The sequence below is a fragment of the Citrobacter sp. C13 genome, assembly GCF_014596815.2.
Taxonomy (GTDB): Bacteria; Pseudomonadota; Gammaproteobacteria; order Enterobacterales; family Enterobacteriaceae; genus Citrobacter; species Citrobacter portucalensis.
In genome coordinates this window covers 457,335-474,033 of the sequence record NZ_CP115024.1, presented here as the reverse complement: position 1 = coordinate 474,033, position 16,699 = coordinate 457,335, and the positions used below count along the sequence as shown (strand labels likewise).

Annotated in this window: 12 protein-coding genes; 4 read left to right on the top strand and 8 right to left on the bottom strand. The window is 53.4% G+C overall.

The window, feature by feature from the left end; genetic code table 11:
• The first annotated feature begins 142 nt into the window (after positions 1–142).
• Positions 143–1,072, top strand: a complete 930-nt coding sequence (aaeR, locus tag IB222_RS02320) for an HTH-type transcriptional activator AaeR (protein WP_003828817.1) — start codon at positions 143–145, stop codon at positions 1,070–1,072.
• Positions 1,073–1,158: 86 nt separating this feature from the next.
• Here the strand turns inward: aaeR and tldD are convergent, their stop codons facing one another.
• The 8 genes from tldD to csrD form a co-directional block, all read right to left on the bottom strand.
• Entirely contained in the window at positions 1,159–2,604 is a 1,446-nt protein-coding gene (gene tldD, locus IB222_RS02315) for a metalloprotease TldD (RefSeq protein WP_003025183.1), read from the bottom strand.
• A 163-nt stretch (positions 2,605–2,767) separates the two neighbouring features.
• Positions 2,768–6,568 carry an AsmA2 domain-containing protein YhdP gene (gene yhdP, locus IB222_RS02310; RefSeq protein WP_149385010.1) on the bottom strand — a complete coding sequence of 1,267 codons (3,801 nt, stop codon included), beginning with the start codon at positions 6,566–6,568 and terminating at the stop codon, positions 2,768–2,770.
• Between the two features lie 111 nt (positions 6,569–6,679).
• The gene (gene rng, locus IB222_RS02305; protein WP_003828822.1) at positions 6,680–8,149 is read right to left on the bottom strand and encodes a ribonuclease G; all 1,470 of its coding nucleotides are present in this window, start codon (positions 8,147–8,149) and stop codon (positions 6,680–6,682) included.
• Positions 8,139–8,732 carry a Maf family protein gene (locus tag IB222_RS02300; RefSeq protein ID WP_048225746.1) on the bottom strand — a complete coding sequence of 198 codons (594 nt, stop codon included), beginning with the start codon at positions 8,730–8,732 and terminating at the stop codon, positions 8,139–8,141. Before IB222_RS02300 ends, rng begins: the two co-directional genes overlap by 11 nt.
• Positions 8,733–8,739: 7 nt before the next feature.
• A complete protein-coding gene (gene mreD / locus IB222_RS02295) occupies positions 8,740–9,228 on the bottom strand; it encodes a rod shape-determining protein MreD (protein ID WP_003025196.1) in 489 nt (162 codons plus the stop codon).
• On the bottom strand, positions 9,229–10,251 hold the full coding sequence (gene mreC, locus IB222_RS02290; RefSeq protein ID WP_126317329.1) for a rod shape-determining protein MreC: 1,023 nt from the start codon (positions 10,249–10,251) through the stop codon (positions 9,229–9,231).
• A gap of 66 nt (positions 10,252–10,317) precedes the next feature.
• Positions 10,318–11,361 (bottom strand): rod shape-determining protein MreB, encoded by a 1,044-nt coding sequence (gene mreB, locus IB222_RS02285; RefSeq protein WP_000913396.1) that lies wholly within the window; start codon positions 11,359–11,361, stop codon positions 10,318–10,320.
• A gap of 306 nt (positions 11,362–11,667) precedes the next feature.
• On the bottom strand, positions 11,668–13,608 hold the full coding sequence (csrD, locus tag IB222_RS02280) for an RNase E specificity factor CsrD (RefSeq protein ID WP_149385011.1): 1,941 nt from the start codon (positions 13,606–13,608) through the stop codon (positions 11,668–11,670).
• A gap of 225 nt (positions 13,609–13,833) precedes the next feature.
• Between csrD and IB222_RS02275 the strand changes: the two genes are divergently transcribed.
• From IB222_RS02275 to msrQ, 3 genes are all read left to right on the top strand, one after another.
• A complete protein-coding gene (locus IB222_RS02275; RefSeq protein WP_149385012.1) occupies positions 13,834–14,808 on the top strand; it encodes an MDR family oxidoreductase in 975 nt (324 codons plus the stop codon).
• Between the two features lie 119 nt (positions 14,809–14,927).
• Positions 14,928–15,932: a protein-methionine-sulfoxide reductase catalytic subunit MsrP gene (gene msrP / locus IB222_RS02270; protein WP_003828834.1), complete on the top strand. Its 1,005-nt coding sequence runs from the start codon at positions 14,928–14,930 to the stop codon at positions 15,930–15,932.
• A complete protein-coding gene (gene msrQ / locus IB222_RS02265; RefSeq protein ID WP_126317327.1) occupies positions 15,933–16,532 on the top strand; it encodes a protein-methionine-sulfoxide reductase heme-binding subunit MsrQ in 600 nt (199 codons plus the stop codon). It begins immediately after the preceding gene.
• Positions 16,533–16,699 lie beyond the last annotated feature (167 nt).

Genomic DNA, 16,699 nt, shown 5'->3' with positions numbered 1-16,699 from the left:
TAGCGTATGTCACCGCAGAGAAGGGCAAGGATGAGCCAGGCGAGAGCGACATAGCTGTTATTTGAATAATAATATATTAACGTAACTGTTATGCTGTTATCTATATTATGTGATCTAAATCACTTTTAAGCCAGAGTGAACAATGGAACGATTAAAACGTATGTCGGTGTTCGCCAAAGTCGTCGAACTGGGCTCCTTCACCGCCGCCGCAAGACAGCTACAAATGAGCGTTTCATCGATAAGCCAGACGGTCTCCAAACTGGAAGATGAGCTACAGGTTAAGCTGCTAAACCGCAGTACACGCAGCATTGGGCTGACCGAAGCCGGTAAAATCTACTACCAGGGCTGCCGGAGAATGCTGCACGAAGCGCAGGATGTTCACGAGCAGCTTTATGCCTTTAACAACACGCCCATCGGCACGCTGCGCATTGGTTGTTCTTCAACCATGGCACAAAATGTCCTCGCCGGATTGACCGCGACAATGCTGAAGGAATACCCCGGTCTGACGGTAAATCTGGTAACAGGCATCCCGGCACCGGATTTAATCGCCGATGGTCTGGACGTGGTTATCCGCGTCGGTGCGTTGCAGGACTCCAGTCTGTTCTCGCGTCGCCTGGGCGCCATGCCGATGGTAGTCTGCGCGGCTAAAAGCTATCTCGCACAGTTTGGTGCCCCGGAGAAACCCGCCGATCTCAGCAACCACTCGTGGCTGGAATACAGCGTGCGCCCGGATAATGAATTCGAGCTTATCGCTCCGGAAGGAATTTCCACCCGTCTGATACCAGAGGGGCGTTTTGTGACTAACGATCCGATGACATTGGTGCGCTGGCTGGCTGCGGGTGCGGGCATTGCCTATGTGCCGCTGATGTGGGTGATCAATGAGATCAATCGTGGCGAAGTGGAGATCCTCCTTCCCCGCTACCAGTCGGATCCGCGTCCGGTCTATGCGCTGTATACCGAAAAAGACAAATTGCCGCTCAAGGTCCAGGTAGTGATTAACTATCTGACGGATTATTTTGTCGATGTGGCGCAGCTTTTTCAGGGGATGTACGGCCGGGGAAAAGAGAAATAAAAAGAGTATTGGCCGGATAAGGCGTTGACACCGCGTCCGGAAAGATGCCCGATAGCACTGGTGCTTATCGGGCATACATCATGATGTTATGCAGTACCACCTACCGTCAGGTTATCCACCTTCAGCGTCGGCTGGCCCACGCCCACCGGCAGGCTCTGCCCTTCTTTACCGCACACACCAACCCCGTTATCCAGCTTCAGGTCGTTACCTACCATTGAAATCTGCTGCATCGCTTCGATACCAGACCCAATCAGCGTCGCGCCTTTCACCGGTTTGGTTACTTTACCGTTTTCAATCAGATACGCTTCAGACGTCGAGAACACGAATTTCCCGGAGGTGATATCCACCTGGCCGCCGCCGAAGTTAGGCGCATAAATACCGTATTCAACGGATTCGATGATTTCCTGCGGCGTGGATTTCCCAGGCAGCATGTAGGTGTTGGTCATACGTGGCATCGGCAGGTGCGCGTAAGATTCACGGCGACCGTTACCCGTTGGCGCAACGCCCATCAGGCGCGCGTTCAGTTTGTCCTGCATGTAGCCTTTCAGAATACCGTTTTCGATCAGCACGTTGTACTGACCCGGAGTGCCTTCATCATCAATAGCCACAGAGCCACGACGGTCCGCCATTGTGCCATCATCCACAACGGTACACAGTTCCGACGCCACCAGCTCACCCATGTGACCGCTGAATACCGAGGTACCACGACGGTTAAAGTCGCCTTCCAGACCATGACCGACCGCTTCATGCAGCAGAACGCCAGGCCAGCCAGCGCCGAGTACTACCGGCAGCGTACCAGCAGGCGCTGCTACTGCGGACAGATTAACCAACGCCATGCGTACGGCCTCTTTCGCCCACGCGTCAGCACGGACTTCACCATCGAGGTCGCCCAGGAAATAGTCATAGCCAAAACGACCGCCACCACCGCTGGCGCCGCGCTCGCGCTTACCATCTTCTTCCACCTGTACGCTTACGGACAGGCGTACCAGCGGACGAACGTCAGCGGCCAACGTACCGTCGGTCGCGGCTACCAGGATCAGTTCATAAACACCGGTCAGGCTGGCGGTTACTTCCTGGACGCGTTTGTCGGCGGCACGGGCCACGCTATCAACGCGACGCAGAATATCCAGTTTCTCTTCGCGGCTCATGCTCTGTAACGGATCAACCGAGGTGTAAAGCGCCTGATGCTCAACCGCTCCCAGCGTTTTTACTTTGCCGTCACCGCTGTCACGCACGATAGTACGGGCAGCATGAGCACTTTGCTCCAGCGCCAGCAGGCTAATCTGGTCTGCATAGGCAAACCCTGTTTTTTCGCCGCTGATGGCGCGCACGCCAACACCCTGATCGATATTGTAAGAACCGTCTTTAATGATGCGGTCTTCTAAAACCCAGGATTCGTGATAGCTCGACTGAAAATAGAGATCGCCGTAGTCAAGACGGCGTTCGGCCAGTTGGCCCAGAATGGCAAACAGATCCTGATGTTTCAGGCCATTCGCCGCTAGCAATTGTTCACTTACCAGGTTCAGACTCATCGTTTTGGTACTCATTAGTTTCTGTTGTAGGCCTGATAAGACGCGCCAGCGTCGCCATCAGGCACTTCAATGCCGGATGGCGGCGTGAACGCCTTTTCCGGCCTACGGACTGCGGTAGAAGATCACTGTACTGAGATTGGGGCAATTACTCGCCCCCGTCAAATCATTGCTGGCTTTCTTTGCGCGGCTGGCGCAGAACTTCGTTAATCTGCGGCTTATCGACCGGACCGGTGATGCGATAGCGCAGAATCGAAACTTTGCTCCACAATGGTCCCAGAACCTTACTGGCAGCAAACACCGCCGCGCCGACAATCGGATTGACAGCAAACGCAGCGGCAACCCCTACGGTGGCAGAAATTTCAGGCGCGACAATGGCTTCCATATCCAGCTCCCGACGGACCAGGTTCACTGAGCCTTTCATCGCAATGTCTGCCTCCAGACCGTCCACCAGCGTGTCGTCGGTATGCATCACGCCATCTTTGATCCACGCCGTACTGCGAATCGAGTCGAAATAGAAACCTTCACTGAAGGTATCGCTAAAATCAAAACGCAGTTTACGTAGCAACGCATCAAAGCTCAGCAGTCGCAATAGTTGCCCCGCATGTCCGGTGCTGAGTTCAGTAAGCTCACCTTTGCCCAACCGGGTACGCAAAATCCCATTCAGCGAAGCTTCATCCGGATCCCATGGCGGGTTACGCCAGTGCAGGTCATACTCCACGTTGAACGAAGAGTTACGAATCGGGGTCGATACGCCAAAGAAACTGGCAGCGGAGTCAATTTTATTACCGCTCAGTTTACCCTTCAGTGACGTTCGTTCTTTGCCCGGCGCATTCACCCACACGCCATCGGTGGTCAGTCTGGCAAATCCCGTATCCAACAGACCGTTGCTCAGCGTTAGCGTGTCGCCTTTAATTGCTACATCGGCGTCAATACGCCCATATTTCTGTCCCCACATCCAGCACTCGGCACAGCGTAACTGAAGGTCCGGCCAGCCGCGGAAGCTGAAGTTGTCCACGGCGGAAAACGGCGAGGCTGGTGTGTTGCCCGGTGACGCTTTCGCCGCGCTGGGGTTGTAATAAAGATACTTAATATTGGCCAACCATGGCGCATTATTGCGCATCGCCAGCGTGGCGTTAATTTCACGACCCTGCGCCTGTACGATAGAGCCATTGCTCGCAGGCTCAGACACAATACTCAAATTATTCCACTGCTGACCGCCCAGGGATAACGATGGCGTACGCACGGTGATGCGTTGTGGGAAGTTGGCATTAGTGCCAACGTTATCCGCAGCGCCTTTTTGGAACAATGCCAGCCATTGCGCACCATCCATAGGGGGAAGATTAAGCTCAATGCCTTGCTGATCGGGTAACGCGGGCACAGTGCGGCTTTCCGACGTCCAGATAGCGCGGTCAAGCGTCAGTTTCTGATTCAGCAACCAGCGGCTGTTAAAGTGGTTCTTACTGCCAGCATTACCGGTCAGTTCAAAGCTGCGCAGATTGCCGTTAGCCTTAACGTTTATCGGCAACGCCTCACCGGCCGCTTTATTCAGCGGAGCAGGTAAGTGACTACTTACATTCTTCAGGTCACCCTTTAGCTCAATGTCGTAGGTCGGCCCGGCATGATACGGAAGATCGATACCCACCTTGCCATTCCACGCCATGCTGCCGCTTAAGGCATCGTTGACCTGCACCGGTAAAATCCCCATGCGGGTTGGCTGCCAGTCGCCTTGCAGGTTCACGGCTACCTGATAGGCTTTCGCCCCTTCGGTGGTGGAGAAGTCGACGTTCAGCGGCTGATTAAACCAGTTCGCCGTCATCGGCTCGCTCTTCAGATCGCCGTTGATAAAGCTGAATTTACCATTCAAATTCTTCAGCGTGCTGTCGAGCGGTTTAATAAACAGGCTGTTATTACGCAGGTTGACGTCGCCTTTGGCGGTAACCAACGAGCCGTCTAGCGGAATATCAAGATGTAAGCGAGCATTCACATCACCGTCAATTTGCAACTGTTCCAGCGTGGCGCCGAGAGAATCCTTCAACGGAGTCTCATCAAAATAAGGTCCAACCGCCTTGCCTGGCCCGTTGATATCGGCATCAATCAGCAGCTTTTCTTTTGCATAGTCGGGAATATTAGCCGTCAGGTTACTGGCCTTCACGCCGCCCAGATTGACGCTATCCGTCTTCATCCACAGGCCATCGTTAATGAAGTTTAGTTCGATATTAAGATCGGTTAGCGCAGGCCAGTCGGGCTGGAAAGCAAATTTCGCATTGCGTAGCGGCACCAGGACCTGAAACTGCCCTTCGTTGTGCAGATACGGGAACAGATTCGGGTTACCGCCATACACCAGTGTGGCGTTATCCGCCTCGCCGCCCTGAATAGCGCCGCTGAGGTAGTCAACCAGCTCTTTGCCCATCAGGTTTTCCGGGAAGTAGCGCCAGGCCTGAGAGCCATCGTCGGTGCTGATGCCTGCCAGAATGCCCAACCATGGCTCATCATCAGCCGGTTGCAGATAGCGAAAACCACCGTGCGCATGTACCGCTTTCGCTTTAACATCAATGTTGCGCCCGTCTAACTGGAAGCCTTTATCATTCTTCAGCCAGCTTAGCGTCGCCACGCCGTTCTCTATTTCCAGCGGCGCGCGGAAGACGGTTTCATACGGCATTTTTGCTTGTTTCATGGAGGCGGTAAGCGCACCATTTTCAACGCTTCCCGCAAGCGTACCGGAGAAATGTTCTGCCCCCGGCAGCAGCTTCCACTGTTTCCAGGCCAAATCGGTCCACGAGGACAGGAAGCGGGTTTTTTCTGTCGCCTGTAACGGGATATCCAGCGCAAGCACATCTATTTTGCCGCTGGGTTGCGTGGCCCGCCAGATATCACCCAGCGCAGGCGATAGCCTGGACACCATCGGACGCAGTCCTTCTAACCCGGCCAGTTCCAGATTACTGGCACGAATGCGTAGCTCATCACTGCGTTTGTTATTCTCGCCACCGACTTCCTGCTCAGGGATCCAGGCCAGCGTTAATGCCCCGCTCGGCCAGGGTTTATCATCCATGGTGATACGGGTATCGGGAATAGAGAATTGCCAGCCCGCTTCTTCACGGCTGATGTGCGCCGTCAGATTATCGACGGAGAGCGTGTGCGTACGATTTTCACCCAGCCAACTTGCCCCGCCTTTTTTTAGCCAGACATCGCCACCAGAAACGACGCCTTTGCTGATCGTCATCCATGCTTCCAGGCTAAAACGCGCGGTTTGCAGCGCGACATTATCCTGCATCCATTTGCCCAACCACGGTTTGACGTCGATGTCGTCTGCCTGCAGCCAGACCCGACCGTTATTCAACAGCCCTTCGTCATCACGCAGATCCATACGCACCTGCATAACGCCGTGCTGTCCGGTCAGGCTGGAGAGGCTGACCTGACCCTCGGCGCGATGCCGATTTTTACCGTTCAGCCAGGTAAGCTGTGGGATCGCCAGTTCAGCACGTTGACCTGAGAGGGTTATAAAGCTGATATGGCTGTCGCGTAGATCGAAATGATCAAACTGACGCAGGAAGAGATCGCTGAGATGGCCGGTTTCAATCCCATCTCCGCCTTCGCTGCGCTGGATAGGAGTATTGGTGCGCAACTGAAGTTGCCAGAAGGTGAGATCGCGAAACTGCCAGCGCATGTGCAGCAAACTTTGCCAGACATCCAGCGCCAGCGTGACGCGTTTTACCGAAAATTCTCCCCCATCTTTCAGCTGCGCATGGATATTACGCGCTTCAAGCGTAGGACCGAAATTTTGCCAGCTGGCAGAAAGCTGGCTGGCGGAAACAGGCAGACCTGTGGCGGATTCAATCTTGCCAAGAATGGCCGGACGCCAGCTATCAAGATGAGGTAACGCAAGGCGCAGTCCACTGACCAACAGCGCTGCGATGACAACGAATGCGGCTCCAGTGAGCAGTAAAATCCCCGGCAATCGCCTCACGCGCCTCTCCTTGTCTACCAAAAAATATGACTCACACCCCTTGAGTGAATATTGCCGGATAATGGCGCTTGCGCCTTATCCGGCTTACATACGCGGGTGCCACTACACGATTTACATCATGACGACGTCGAACTGCTCCTGGTTATACAGCGGTTCGACTTGTACTTTGACCTGTTTGCCGACAAAGATCTCAACTTCCGCCAACGCGTGTGACTCTTCACCTTTCAGGGTTTCAGCCACTGCCGGAGAGGCATAAACCAGGAAACGGTCAGAGTCATATGCATGGTGTACCCGCACGATTTCGCGCATGATTTCATAGCATACGGTTTCCACCGTTTTCACCGTACCACGCCCATGGCAGGTCGGACACTCGTTGCACAGTACATGCTCCACGCTTTCACGTGTGCGCTTGCGTGTCATCTCCACCAGGCCCAGCTGTGAAAAACCGTTAATGCTGGTTTTTACGCGATCCTTGCTCAGAGCCTGCTCCAGGGAGTGCAGCACCCGGCGACGGTGATCTTCATTATTCATGTCGATAAAATCGATAATGATAATACCGCCGAGGTTACGCAGACGCAGCTGACGAGCAATGGCCTGCGTTGCTTCAATATTAGTATTAAAGATAGTGTCGTCGAGATTACGATGCCCAACAAACGCGCCGGTATTGATATCGACCGTGGTCATCGCTTCGGTTTGATCGATGATCAGATAACCGCCGGACTTCAGCTCAACTTTGCGTTCCAGCGCGCGCTGGATTTCATTCTCTACGTCAAAGAGATCAAAAATAGGCTGGCGCCCGCTGTAATGTTCCAGCTTGCTGGTCATCTCGGGGATATATTCCGCCGTAAATTCCAGTAATGCCTCATAGGTCAGACGGGAGTCGACGCGGATGCGGTCAAGCTGCGCATCGGCAAAGTCACGCAACACGCGCTGTGCCAGTGCCAGTTCACCGTACATCTGGTAGCGCGTTTGTGGGCGCTTTTTACGCTCCATGACTTTCGTCCAGACGCGCTTCAGGTAGGCAGCATCCGAGGCAAGATCCTCTTCACATACGCCTTCCGCCGCCGTGCGAATGATGAATCCACCCTGCTCATCGCAGTAATCCGCCACCACTTTTTTCAGGCGTTCGCGTTCGGTTTCGCTTTCAATACGTTGGGATACGCCAACGTGCGAAGCACCCGGCATAAAGACGAGATAACGGGAAGGCAGCGTGATGTCCGTCGTCAGGCGTGCGCCTTTAGTTCCCAACGGATCTTTTACCACCTGCACCATCAGATCCTGACCCTGGCGCACCAGTTCAGAAATGTCGCGTACAGTGAACTGTTTTTGTTCTTCACCCGCCACGCATTCGGTGTGCGGCATGATGTCAGAAGCGTGAAGAAATGCGGCTTTATCCAGTCCAATATCTACAAAAGCCGCCTGCATACCCGGAAGTACACGACTTACACGACCTTTGTAGATATTGCCTACGATTCCGCGTCGCGCCTCACGTTCAATATGAATTTCCTGCAGAATACCGCCATCAATGTAAGCCACCCGAGTTTCCGATGGCGTTACGTTTACCAACAATTCAGCCGTCATGTTTATCCCTTTTCTCACGCAGTGCGTTAAAATTGGTCAGCAACTCATACGTTTCTACCAGCGGTAAGCCGACTACGGCGTGATAGCTGCCATTTATCTTCCTGACAAAACAGCCACCCAACCCTTGAATACCGTATGCACCTGCTTTATCCATTGGTTCACCGCTGGCAACATAGCCCGCGATGTCCTCATCGGTTAGTGCTCTGAATGTCACTTCCGTCACTACCAGGCAGTCCAGACTGTGCTGGCGATCGGCCAGTGCCACGGCCGTCATAACTTGATGCGTTTTGCCCGACAGTTTGCGCAGCATTGCTGCGGCATGGGCGGCGTCGTGCGGTTTTTCCAACACTTCGCCATTAAGGATAACGATGGTATCCGCACCCAATACCGGCAAATCGCGCTGTGCCAGTACTACGCCAGCCTGCGCTTTTTCGCGCGCCAGACGGGAAACGTACTGCTGCGCGCTTTCCTGCGGGTGCCGCTGTTCTTCAATCCCAGGGACCAGTCGTTCAAACGTAACACCAAGCTGAGCGAGCAACTCCTGACGACGTGGAGAACCTGAAGCAAGATACAGAGTATTCATATCAACCTTATTGCACCGCAAACTGCTGACGGACTTTACGCATCAGTAAGAATAGCCATGGCCAAAGCACACCATTCACTACACTACTCCAGAACACTTCAGGTCTGAAAGAGACGTTGATCACTAAAAACTCGGCCCAGAAAACAATAATATCCACGACCAGTGATAACAACATGACCACCAGCGCCTGTTGCCAGAGCGCGAGGTTTCGGAATAGCTGGAATTTCAGCGCGACCAGATAAGCAATGATACTCATCGACAATGCGCGCACTCCAAGCGTGGAGCCGCTGATGAGATCCAGTATGGCACCCACCACAAATCCCGTGCCCACATTTACGCGATGCGGCAGCGCCAGGATCCAATACAACAAGATGAGCAGCACCCAGTTTGGCCGGAAAACCAGAATGTCATCCGGCCAGGGCATGACTTGCAGCAACAGTGCAATAAGGAACGAGAGCCAAATCACCCAACGTCCCTGGCTACGATAGCTTGCCACTTACTGTCCTCCCGGCTTACGCGGAGCAGGTTGTGGCGGCGTGGTATCTGCGGGCGCTGGAGCCACGCCTGTTGCAGGTGCTGGCACTGGCGCAGGCGGCCCCATGGCATCTGGTGCCGGCAGAACTTGCGGCATCATTTGCATAAGACGTTCATTAGCAACGCGGTGTACTTCTTCCGGCGTCATCGGGTTTGCGCCATTACGATCGGCACCCCACAACAGCAGCAGATAGCGCAGACGCTGCAGACCCGCAGTCGGGCGAGCCTGAATCACAGTATAAGCGCGCTGAGTGTCCAGCTTAACGGAAGAAACAACAGCAACCGGATAACCTTCAGGGAAACGTCCACCCAGACCCGAGGTGACCAGCACATCGCCAACGCGAATGTCGGTGTTGGCCGGCAGGTGTTCGAGCTGAAGATCGTCGGTGCAGCCGTTACCCGCAGCGATTACGCGGATATCATTACGCAGTACCTGAATAGGCAGCGCATGCGTCGCATCGCAAATCAGTAGCACGCGGCTGGTCAATTTAGCCACCGCCACGACCTGACCTACTACGCCTTTGTCGCTAATAACCGGCTGGCCTTCGTAGACGCCGTTAACGCTCCCTTTGTCGATCACGACCTGATCGCTGTAAGGGTCATTAACCGTTGAGATGACCTGCGTCACCATCTTTTGTTCGTCCTGACGCAATGGCGATCCCAGCAGCTCACGCAAACGCGCGTTCTCCTGTTTGTATTGCCCCAACATCAGTAGTTCGCTGTTTTTCAGCAGCAGTTCCTGACGCAACGCCCGGTTTTCAAGTTCGAGTTGGTCACGCGAAGCCAGCGTTTGCGACACGCCGTCGAGTAATTCACGAGGACCATTTGAGATAAAGTAGAAAGGACTGACGGCGGTATCCATGTACGTTCGGATTTGACTAAACGTACCCAGGCGGCTGTCGGCAATAATAACGCCGAGCGCCACCAACACCGCCAGAATAAGGCGAATCTGTAGCGACGGGCCACGGCTAAAAATTGGCTTCATAGTCTATGCGTATTCTCGTATCAGAGCGGAAGGGCAACCCGCGGGGGCTACCCAACCTGCATCCGATTACTCTTCGCTGAACAGGTCGCCGCCGTGCATGTCGATCATTTCCAGCGCCTTGCCGCCGCCGCGCGCCACGCAGGTCAGCGGATCTTCAGCAACAACAACTGGAATACCGGTTTCTTCCATTAACAGACGGTCAAGGTTACGCAGCAGCGCACCGCCACCAGTCAGAACCATACCGCGTTCGGAGATGTCAGAAGCCAGTTCCGGCGGGCACTGTTCCAGTGCAACCATTACTGCGCTCACGATACCGGTCAGCGGTTCCTGCAGGGCTTCCAGAATCTCGTTGGAGTTCAGGGTAAAGCCGCGCGGAACGCCTTCAGCCAGGTTACGACCGCGAACTTCGATTTCGCGCACTTCGTCACCCGGATAAGCGGAACCGATCTCGTGTTTAATACGTTCTGCGGTCGCTTCACCGATCAGGGAACCGTAGTTACGACGAACATAATTAATGATGGCTTCATCGAAGCGATCGCCGCCAATACGGACAGAAGAGGAGTAAACCACACCATTCAGGGAGATAACGGCAACTTCAGTGGTACCGCCACCGATATCCACAACCATTGAACCGGTTGCTTCAGAAACTGGCAGACCCGCACCGATCGCGGCCGCCATCGGCTCTTCGATCAGGAAGACTTCACGAGCACCTGCGCCCTGAGCTGATTCACGGATCGCACGGCGTTCAACCTGAGTTGCTCCAACCGGTACACACACCAGTACGCGCGGGCTTGGGCGCATGAAGCTATTGCTGTGCACTTGCTTGATAAAGTGCTGGAGCATTTTTTCAGTCACGAAGAAGTCAGCGATAACGCCGTCTTTCATTGGGCGAATTGCAGCGATATTGCCCGGCGTACGACCCAGCATCTGCTTCGCATCATGACCTACTGCAGCCACGCTTTTCGGCGAACCGGCACGATCCTGACGAATGGCCACAACAGAAGGCTCATTCAATACGATGCCTTGTCCTTTTACATAAATAAGGGTATTCGCGGTACCCAGGTCAATGGACAGGTCATTGGAAAACATGCCACGAAATTTTTTCAACATACTAAGGGATAATCCTGAAAGCTGGGGCGGAAAACAAAATCCGCTTACTTTACCAACCACACGCAGCAGCGACAAGGCGCAAAAATCATCTGCTACGGTGAAAATTAGTGCAGTTCGTTTCCTTTGTTACAAAACCGGCCTGAGTCCATCAGGGCTGAATAAATCAGCAGCACTCCTCGCTTTTGTTTGCAACCTGTCAAAGGTCATTCACCTGCATGTTTGCTGTTACAACCTGGCGAGCAGGCAAGCACACCCCCAGAAGGCACAGCGCGCGTTATTCTACGTGAAAACAAATTAAACGGCAGGTTAAACCGAGTATCTTTGCGAATATTTTTTCACGTTAGTGTCAAGTGGTTGTGATGCGGCAAAAAAATCCCCTTGCCCACCTGCAACTCCGCGTTCTGTCAGCGTATGCCACTCACTACGCGAACGTACGCCCGTGGCGTAAACCTGCGTGGGTGTTCCCGAACAGGCCTCCACCAGACTTTGAACCAGAAGCTGATTTTCCGTTCGCTTATCAATGTTCCTCACCAGACTTGGATGCAGCTTCAATAACTCAACGTTAAGCTCTTTGATCCAACTGGTGCTCACCAGCGTTAACCCCGCCTGCGTAACGGCAATACGCACGCCCAGCGCATCCATCAATCTGATGACGGGCTGTAACCGGCTGATATGTTGACAGACATCTGCCTCAGCAAGTTCAATAATTATGCGTTTGCGTAATGATTTTTCGCACTGCATCAGCGTATCACGCAGCCAGCGCTGAAAACGTGGACGAATAAGCGATTCAACCGTTGTCTGCATCGCCAGATTTTCCTGCGGCCAGTAGCCCAAAAGCAGGATCAGACGGCTTATCTGCAAACGGTCATATTCTTCTGCCAGACCAAATTGCAGGACCATCGGCATATATTCCGCCGAAATGACCTCTTCGTTGCCATCAAAAATACGGCACATCAACTCCCGATGGTGCACCCGGCCTTCACGCGTTACGGCAGGCTTTTGATAAATTCTCGGCCCGCCCCGGCTAAGCATCTGTTCGATAAGCGTTCGCCAGCGTACGTTGCCCCGACCTTTTTCCGGCAGCGAGTCATCATAGACCGACCAGCTATTTCCGCCCTGCAATACCGAATTCCGGGTGGCGGCTTCAGCATGATCCATCACTTGCTCCGGCGACTGACCGCTGCGGCAAACGCAAATGCCAATATGAACCATATCGGCACGATCGATCATTTTATTAGCCGGAAGTGCATCTACCGCTTTTAATAATTGCCCGGCGATGCTTTCCGCCTCTTTCAACGTGCGGTGTGGCAGCAGGATAGCAAAATCGCTACGGTGGTAGCGCGCCAGCAACGCGCCCGGATATCGCGTCATAAAAGTCGACAACAAATTGATCAGCGTCGAGATTTGTTCTTCTGCGAGGGTGATTCCCCAGCTATCGCGCAGCAGCGTAAAATCCGGCAGGCGCACCATCATCACGACGCCATGCGAGCCTACTTTTTCCTGATCTTCCAGCAGCGTGGCCAGTTGGTTATCAAAGAACAAGCGGTTGCTTAGCCCGGTTTTTGTATCCTGTGCGACATAGGAACGAATCAGCGTATCCAGGCGGCTGCGTTGCTCGCGGGCATTTTGAATTTCAGTCAGCAGCATATCGAGCGCACTGCTGGTACGCGCAGGCCATTCATAGACCGTTCCCCGCACGTTCGGTCCACGCTCGCCGTTCAGAATACGCGTGGAACGAATCTCCAGCAGTTCCTGACCTGAAAGCTGGCGCTGAAGCCAGCGCACAGACAAAAAGAGCATCAGAATAATGAAAGCAATGGCTATCGTGAGCGGTGCGGTGGTCAGTAGCGAATGGAAATAGTTACCCATTGGATCCTGATAAACCAGACGCAATGACATACCCGGATGCTTGACCAATGGTACGGTAATCTCGCGGTAGAGATTGTTCGTCCCTGCCGGTCGGTAGCTGCTGGTGCGTGAGTGGTCATACACCACATTTCCGCCCTGCAACAGTTCGATGCGCACGATATCAACAGAAACCATCAGCTCATCGATTTGCGGGGTTAACGTAACGACATCTCTGGAGACCAGATGCGTATCAATCGCCGTCGCGACCGCATGAACGCGCGTGGTGAACTTATATTGAATAGCGTTGTAGAAACTCAGCGAACAGCCGATCAGAGTCACGAAGATCGTTAACCCAGTAAGCAGCGTGACAAAAGCTGAAAATTTCGTCGTTAATCGCATCCTTGTGTTAACTCCGACAGTTATGAAACAGGCCTGAAAGTAATAAATCGACTCTAAAATGCAAAACTGAAGGCAAAATCCGTCAATTTATACAAACTGTGAGGGCATACTACCAAATCAGGTATATCTGGCAATTTATTGCGCAGAATCGGCATCATGTTTTGATTAGCGAGTATAGTCTTCATTATTAATTTTCCAATCCACTATACGAATTGAGGACAGGTTATGCAGGCTTTGATCTTAGAACAGCAGGACGGAAAAACCCTCGCATCCGTTCAACCCCTCGACGAAAATCAGCTACCGGAAGGCGATGTGACGGTGGATGTCCACTGGTCAAGCCTGAACTATAAAGACGCCCTGGCTATCACCGGCAAGGGAAAAATCATTCGTAATTTTCCGATGATTCCTGGTATCGATTTCGCCGGTACCGTGCGCGCAAGCGAAGATCCCCGTTTTCATGCGGGTCAGGAGGTTTTACTGACCGGTTGGGGCGTGGGTGAAAATCATTGGGGTGGACTGGCAGAACGCGCACGCGTGAAAGGCGACTGGCTGGTTGCGCTGCCAAAAGGGCTGGATGGACGTAAAGCCATGGTCATCGGTACCGCTGGCTTTACCGCCATGCTTTGCGTCATGGCGCTTGAAGATGCAGGAATTCGTCCGCAAGACGGTGAGATTGTCGTCACAGGCGCCAGCGGAGGCGTGGGCAGCACGGCCGTTGCGTTACTGCATAAGCTGGGTTATCAGGTTGCGGCGGTTTCGGGCCGTGAAAGCACCCACGACTACCTGAAAAGCCTGGGCGCAAACCGTATTCTTGGTCGCGATGAGTTTGCCGAGTCTCGTCCGCTGGAAAAACAGCTGTGGGTTGGCGCGGTGGATACCGTTGGCGACAAAGTTCTGGCGAAAGTCCTCGCGCAGATGAACTACGGCGGCTGTGTTGCCGCCTGCGGTCTGGCGGGCGGTTTCGCTCTGCCAACCACGGTGATGCCATTCATTCTGCGTAACGTTCGTTTGCAAGGAGTGGACTCGGTGATGACCCCGCCGGCACGCCGTGCAGAAGCCTGGGCGCGTCTGGTTAAGGATCTGCCGGAATCTTTCTATGCTCAGGCGGCAACGGAAATTACGCTGGCGGATGCGCCGAAGTTCGCCGATGCCATCATCAATAACCAGGTGCAAGGTCGTACGCTGGTGAAGGTGAAGTAACAGACCTTGGCGCAGAAATTTACACTTAATTAACGAAATTTCGCGGCACATCTACAGACTCCCTGCCATATTAACTACGCGTCCCCTGTCAGTTATGACGCGTAAGCCGGGAGTCTGTTATGAAGAAATTACGTCCATTTACAGAAGCCGACGTCACTGACGAGTCGGCTTTTTTTATGCAGCGTCGCCAGGTGCTGAAAGCATTAGGGATCAGCGCAGCCGCGTTGTCTTTACCCCACTCTGCGCAGGCTGACCTTCTGAGTTGGTTTAAGGGTAATGACCGCCCGCCCGCGCCCGCGGGAAAGCCGCTTAATTTCAGCAAGCCCGCCGCCTGGCAAAATTCGCTTCCTTTAACCCCAGCGGATAAAGTTTCTGGCTACAATAACTTCTATGAATTCGGTCTCGACAAAGCGGATCCGGCAGCCAACGCGGGTAGCCTGAAAACCGATCCGTGGACATTAAAAATCAGTGGTGAGGTCGCCAAACCACTCACTCTCGATCACGACACCTTGACCACCCGTTTCCCGCTGGAGCAACGGATTTACCGGATGCGCTGTGTGGAAGCCTGGTCAATGGTCGTGCCATGGATTGGCTTTCCGTTACATAAACTGTTGGCGCAGGTGGAACCCACCAGCAATGCGAAGTATGTCGCGTTCGAAACGCTGTACGCACCAGAGGAAATGCCGGGACAAAAAGATCGCTTTATTGGCGGCGGGTTGAAGTATCCCTATGTTGAAGGACTGCGTCTGGATGAAGCGATGCACCCACTCACGTTGCTTACAGTGGGGGTTTATGGAAAAGCCCTTCCGCCACAAAATGGCGCGCCCATTCGCTTAATTGTGCCGTGGAAATATGGATTTAAAGGCATTAAGTCGATCGTGAGTATCAAACTCACGCGCGAACGCCCTCCGACAACCTGGAATCTGGCCGCGCCCAATGAATACGGGTTTTATGCCAACGTGAATCCGCATGTCGATCATCCCCGCTGGTCCCAGGCCACCGAGCGTTTTATTGGCGCTGGCGGTATTCTGGACGTACAGCGTCAGCCCACGCTGATGTTTAACGGCTATGCCGAAGAGGTTGCGTCACTGTATCGCGGACTCAATTTGCAGGAGAATTTTTAAGTGCGTCTGACTGCAAAGCACATTACCGGGCTGAAAGTTTGCCTGCATCTTGCCGGTTTTTTGCCGTTTATCTGGCTATTTTGGGCGGTAAATCACGGCGGCCTGAGCGCCGATCCGGTCAAAGATATCCAGCACTTTACCGGTAGGACAGCTCTGAAATTCTTGCTGGCGACCTTGCTGGTCTCTCCACTCGCGCGCTACGCTAAACAGCCATTATTGATACGCACACGTCGCCTGTTAGGACTATGGTGTTTTGCCTGGGCAACGCTGCATTTAACCAGCTACGCGTTACTGGAGCTGGGCATTAATAATCTGGCGTTATTAGGGCGGGAATTACTTACGCGACCTTATTTAACATTGGGCATTGCCAGCTGGGTCATATTATTCGCCCTCACCTTAACGTCTACGCAGGCTGCACAGCGAAAGCTGGGTAAAAGCTGGCAGTATTTGCACAACTTCGTCTATCTTGTGGCTATCCTGACACCCATACATTATCTGTGGTCGGTAAAAATTATCTCCCCTCAACCGATTATTTATGCAGCGATCGCTGCGGTGCTGTTAGCGTGCCGTTACAAGAAGTTTCGCCAGTGGTGGCGGTAGTTTCACGATATGTGCAGTGCGTTGCAAAACACTGACGATCCGATTTTCTTTACATGTTAACGGTTGATTATCTTCCCTGATAAGACCAGTATTTAGCTGCCAATTGCTACGAAATAGTTATAATGTGCGACTTTGCTATCCCCGGTAGTGTTTTTAAGGCGCTGGAA

Excerpts from the sequence above, each read along its gene's own strand:
- aaeR (WP_003828817.1), top strand. The coding sequence starts at position 143 with ATGGAACGATTAAAACGTATGTCGGTGTTCGCCAAAGTCGTCGAACTG.
- tldD (WP_003025183.1), bottom strand. The coding sequence starts at position 2,604 with ATGAGTCTGAACCTGGTAAGTGAACAATTGCTAGCGGCGAATGGCCTG.
- rng (WP_003828822.1), bottom strand. The coding sequence starts at position 8,149 with ATGACGGCTGAATTGTTGGTAAACGTAACGCCATCGGAAACTCGGGTG.
- IB222_RS02300 (WP_048225746.1), bottom strand. The coding sequence starts at position 8,732 with ATGAATACTCTGTATCTTGCTTCAGGTTCTCCACGTCGTCAGGAGTTG.
- mreC (WP_126317329.1), bottom strand. The coding sequence starts at position 10,251 with ATGAAGCCAATTTTTAGCCGTGGCCCGTCGCTACAGATTCGCCTTATT.
- mreB (WP_000913396.1), bottom strand. The coding sequence starts at position 11,361 with ATGTTGAAAAAATTTCGTGGCATGTTTTCCAATGACCTGTCCATTGAC.
- csrD (WP_149385011.1), bottom strand. The coding sequence starts at position 13,608 with ATGCGATTAACGACGAAATTTTCAGCTTTTGTCACGCTGCTTACTGGG.
- IB222_RS02275 (WP_149385012.1), top strand. The coding sequence starts at position 13,834 with ATGCAGGCTTTGATCTTAGAACAGCAGGACGGAAAAACCCTCGCATCC.
- msrP (WP_003828834.1), top strand. The coding sequence starts at position 14,928 with ATGAAGAAATTACGTCCATTTACAGAAGCCGACGTCACTGACGAGTCG.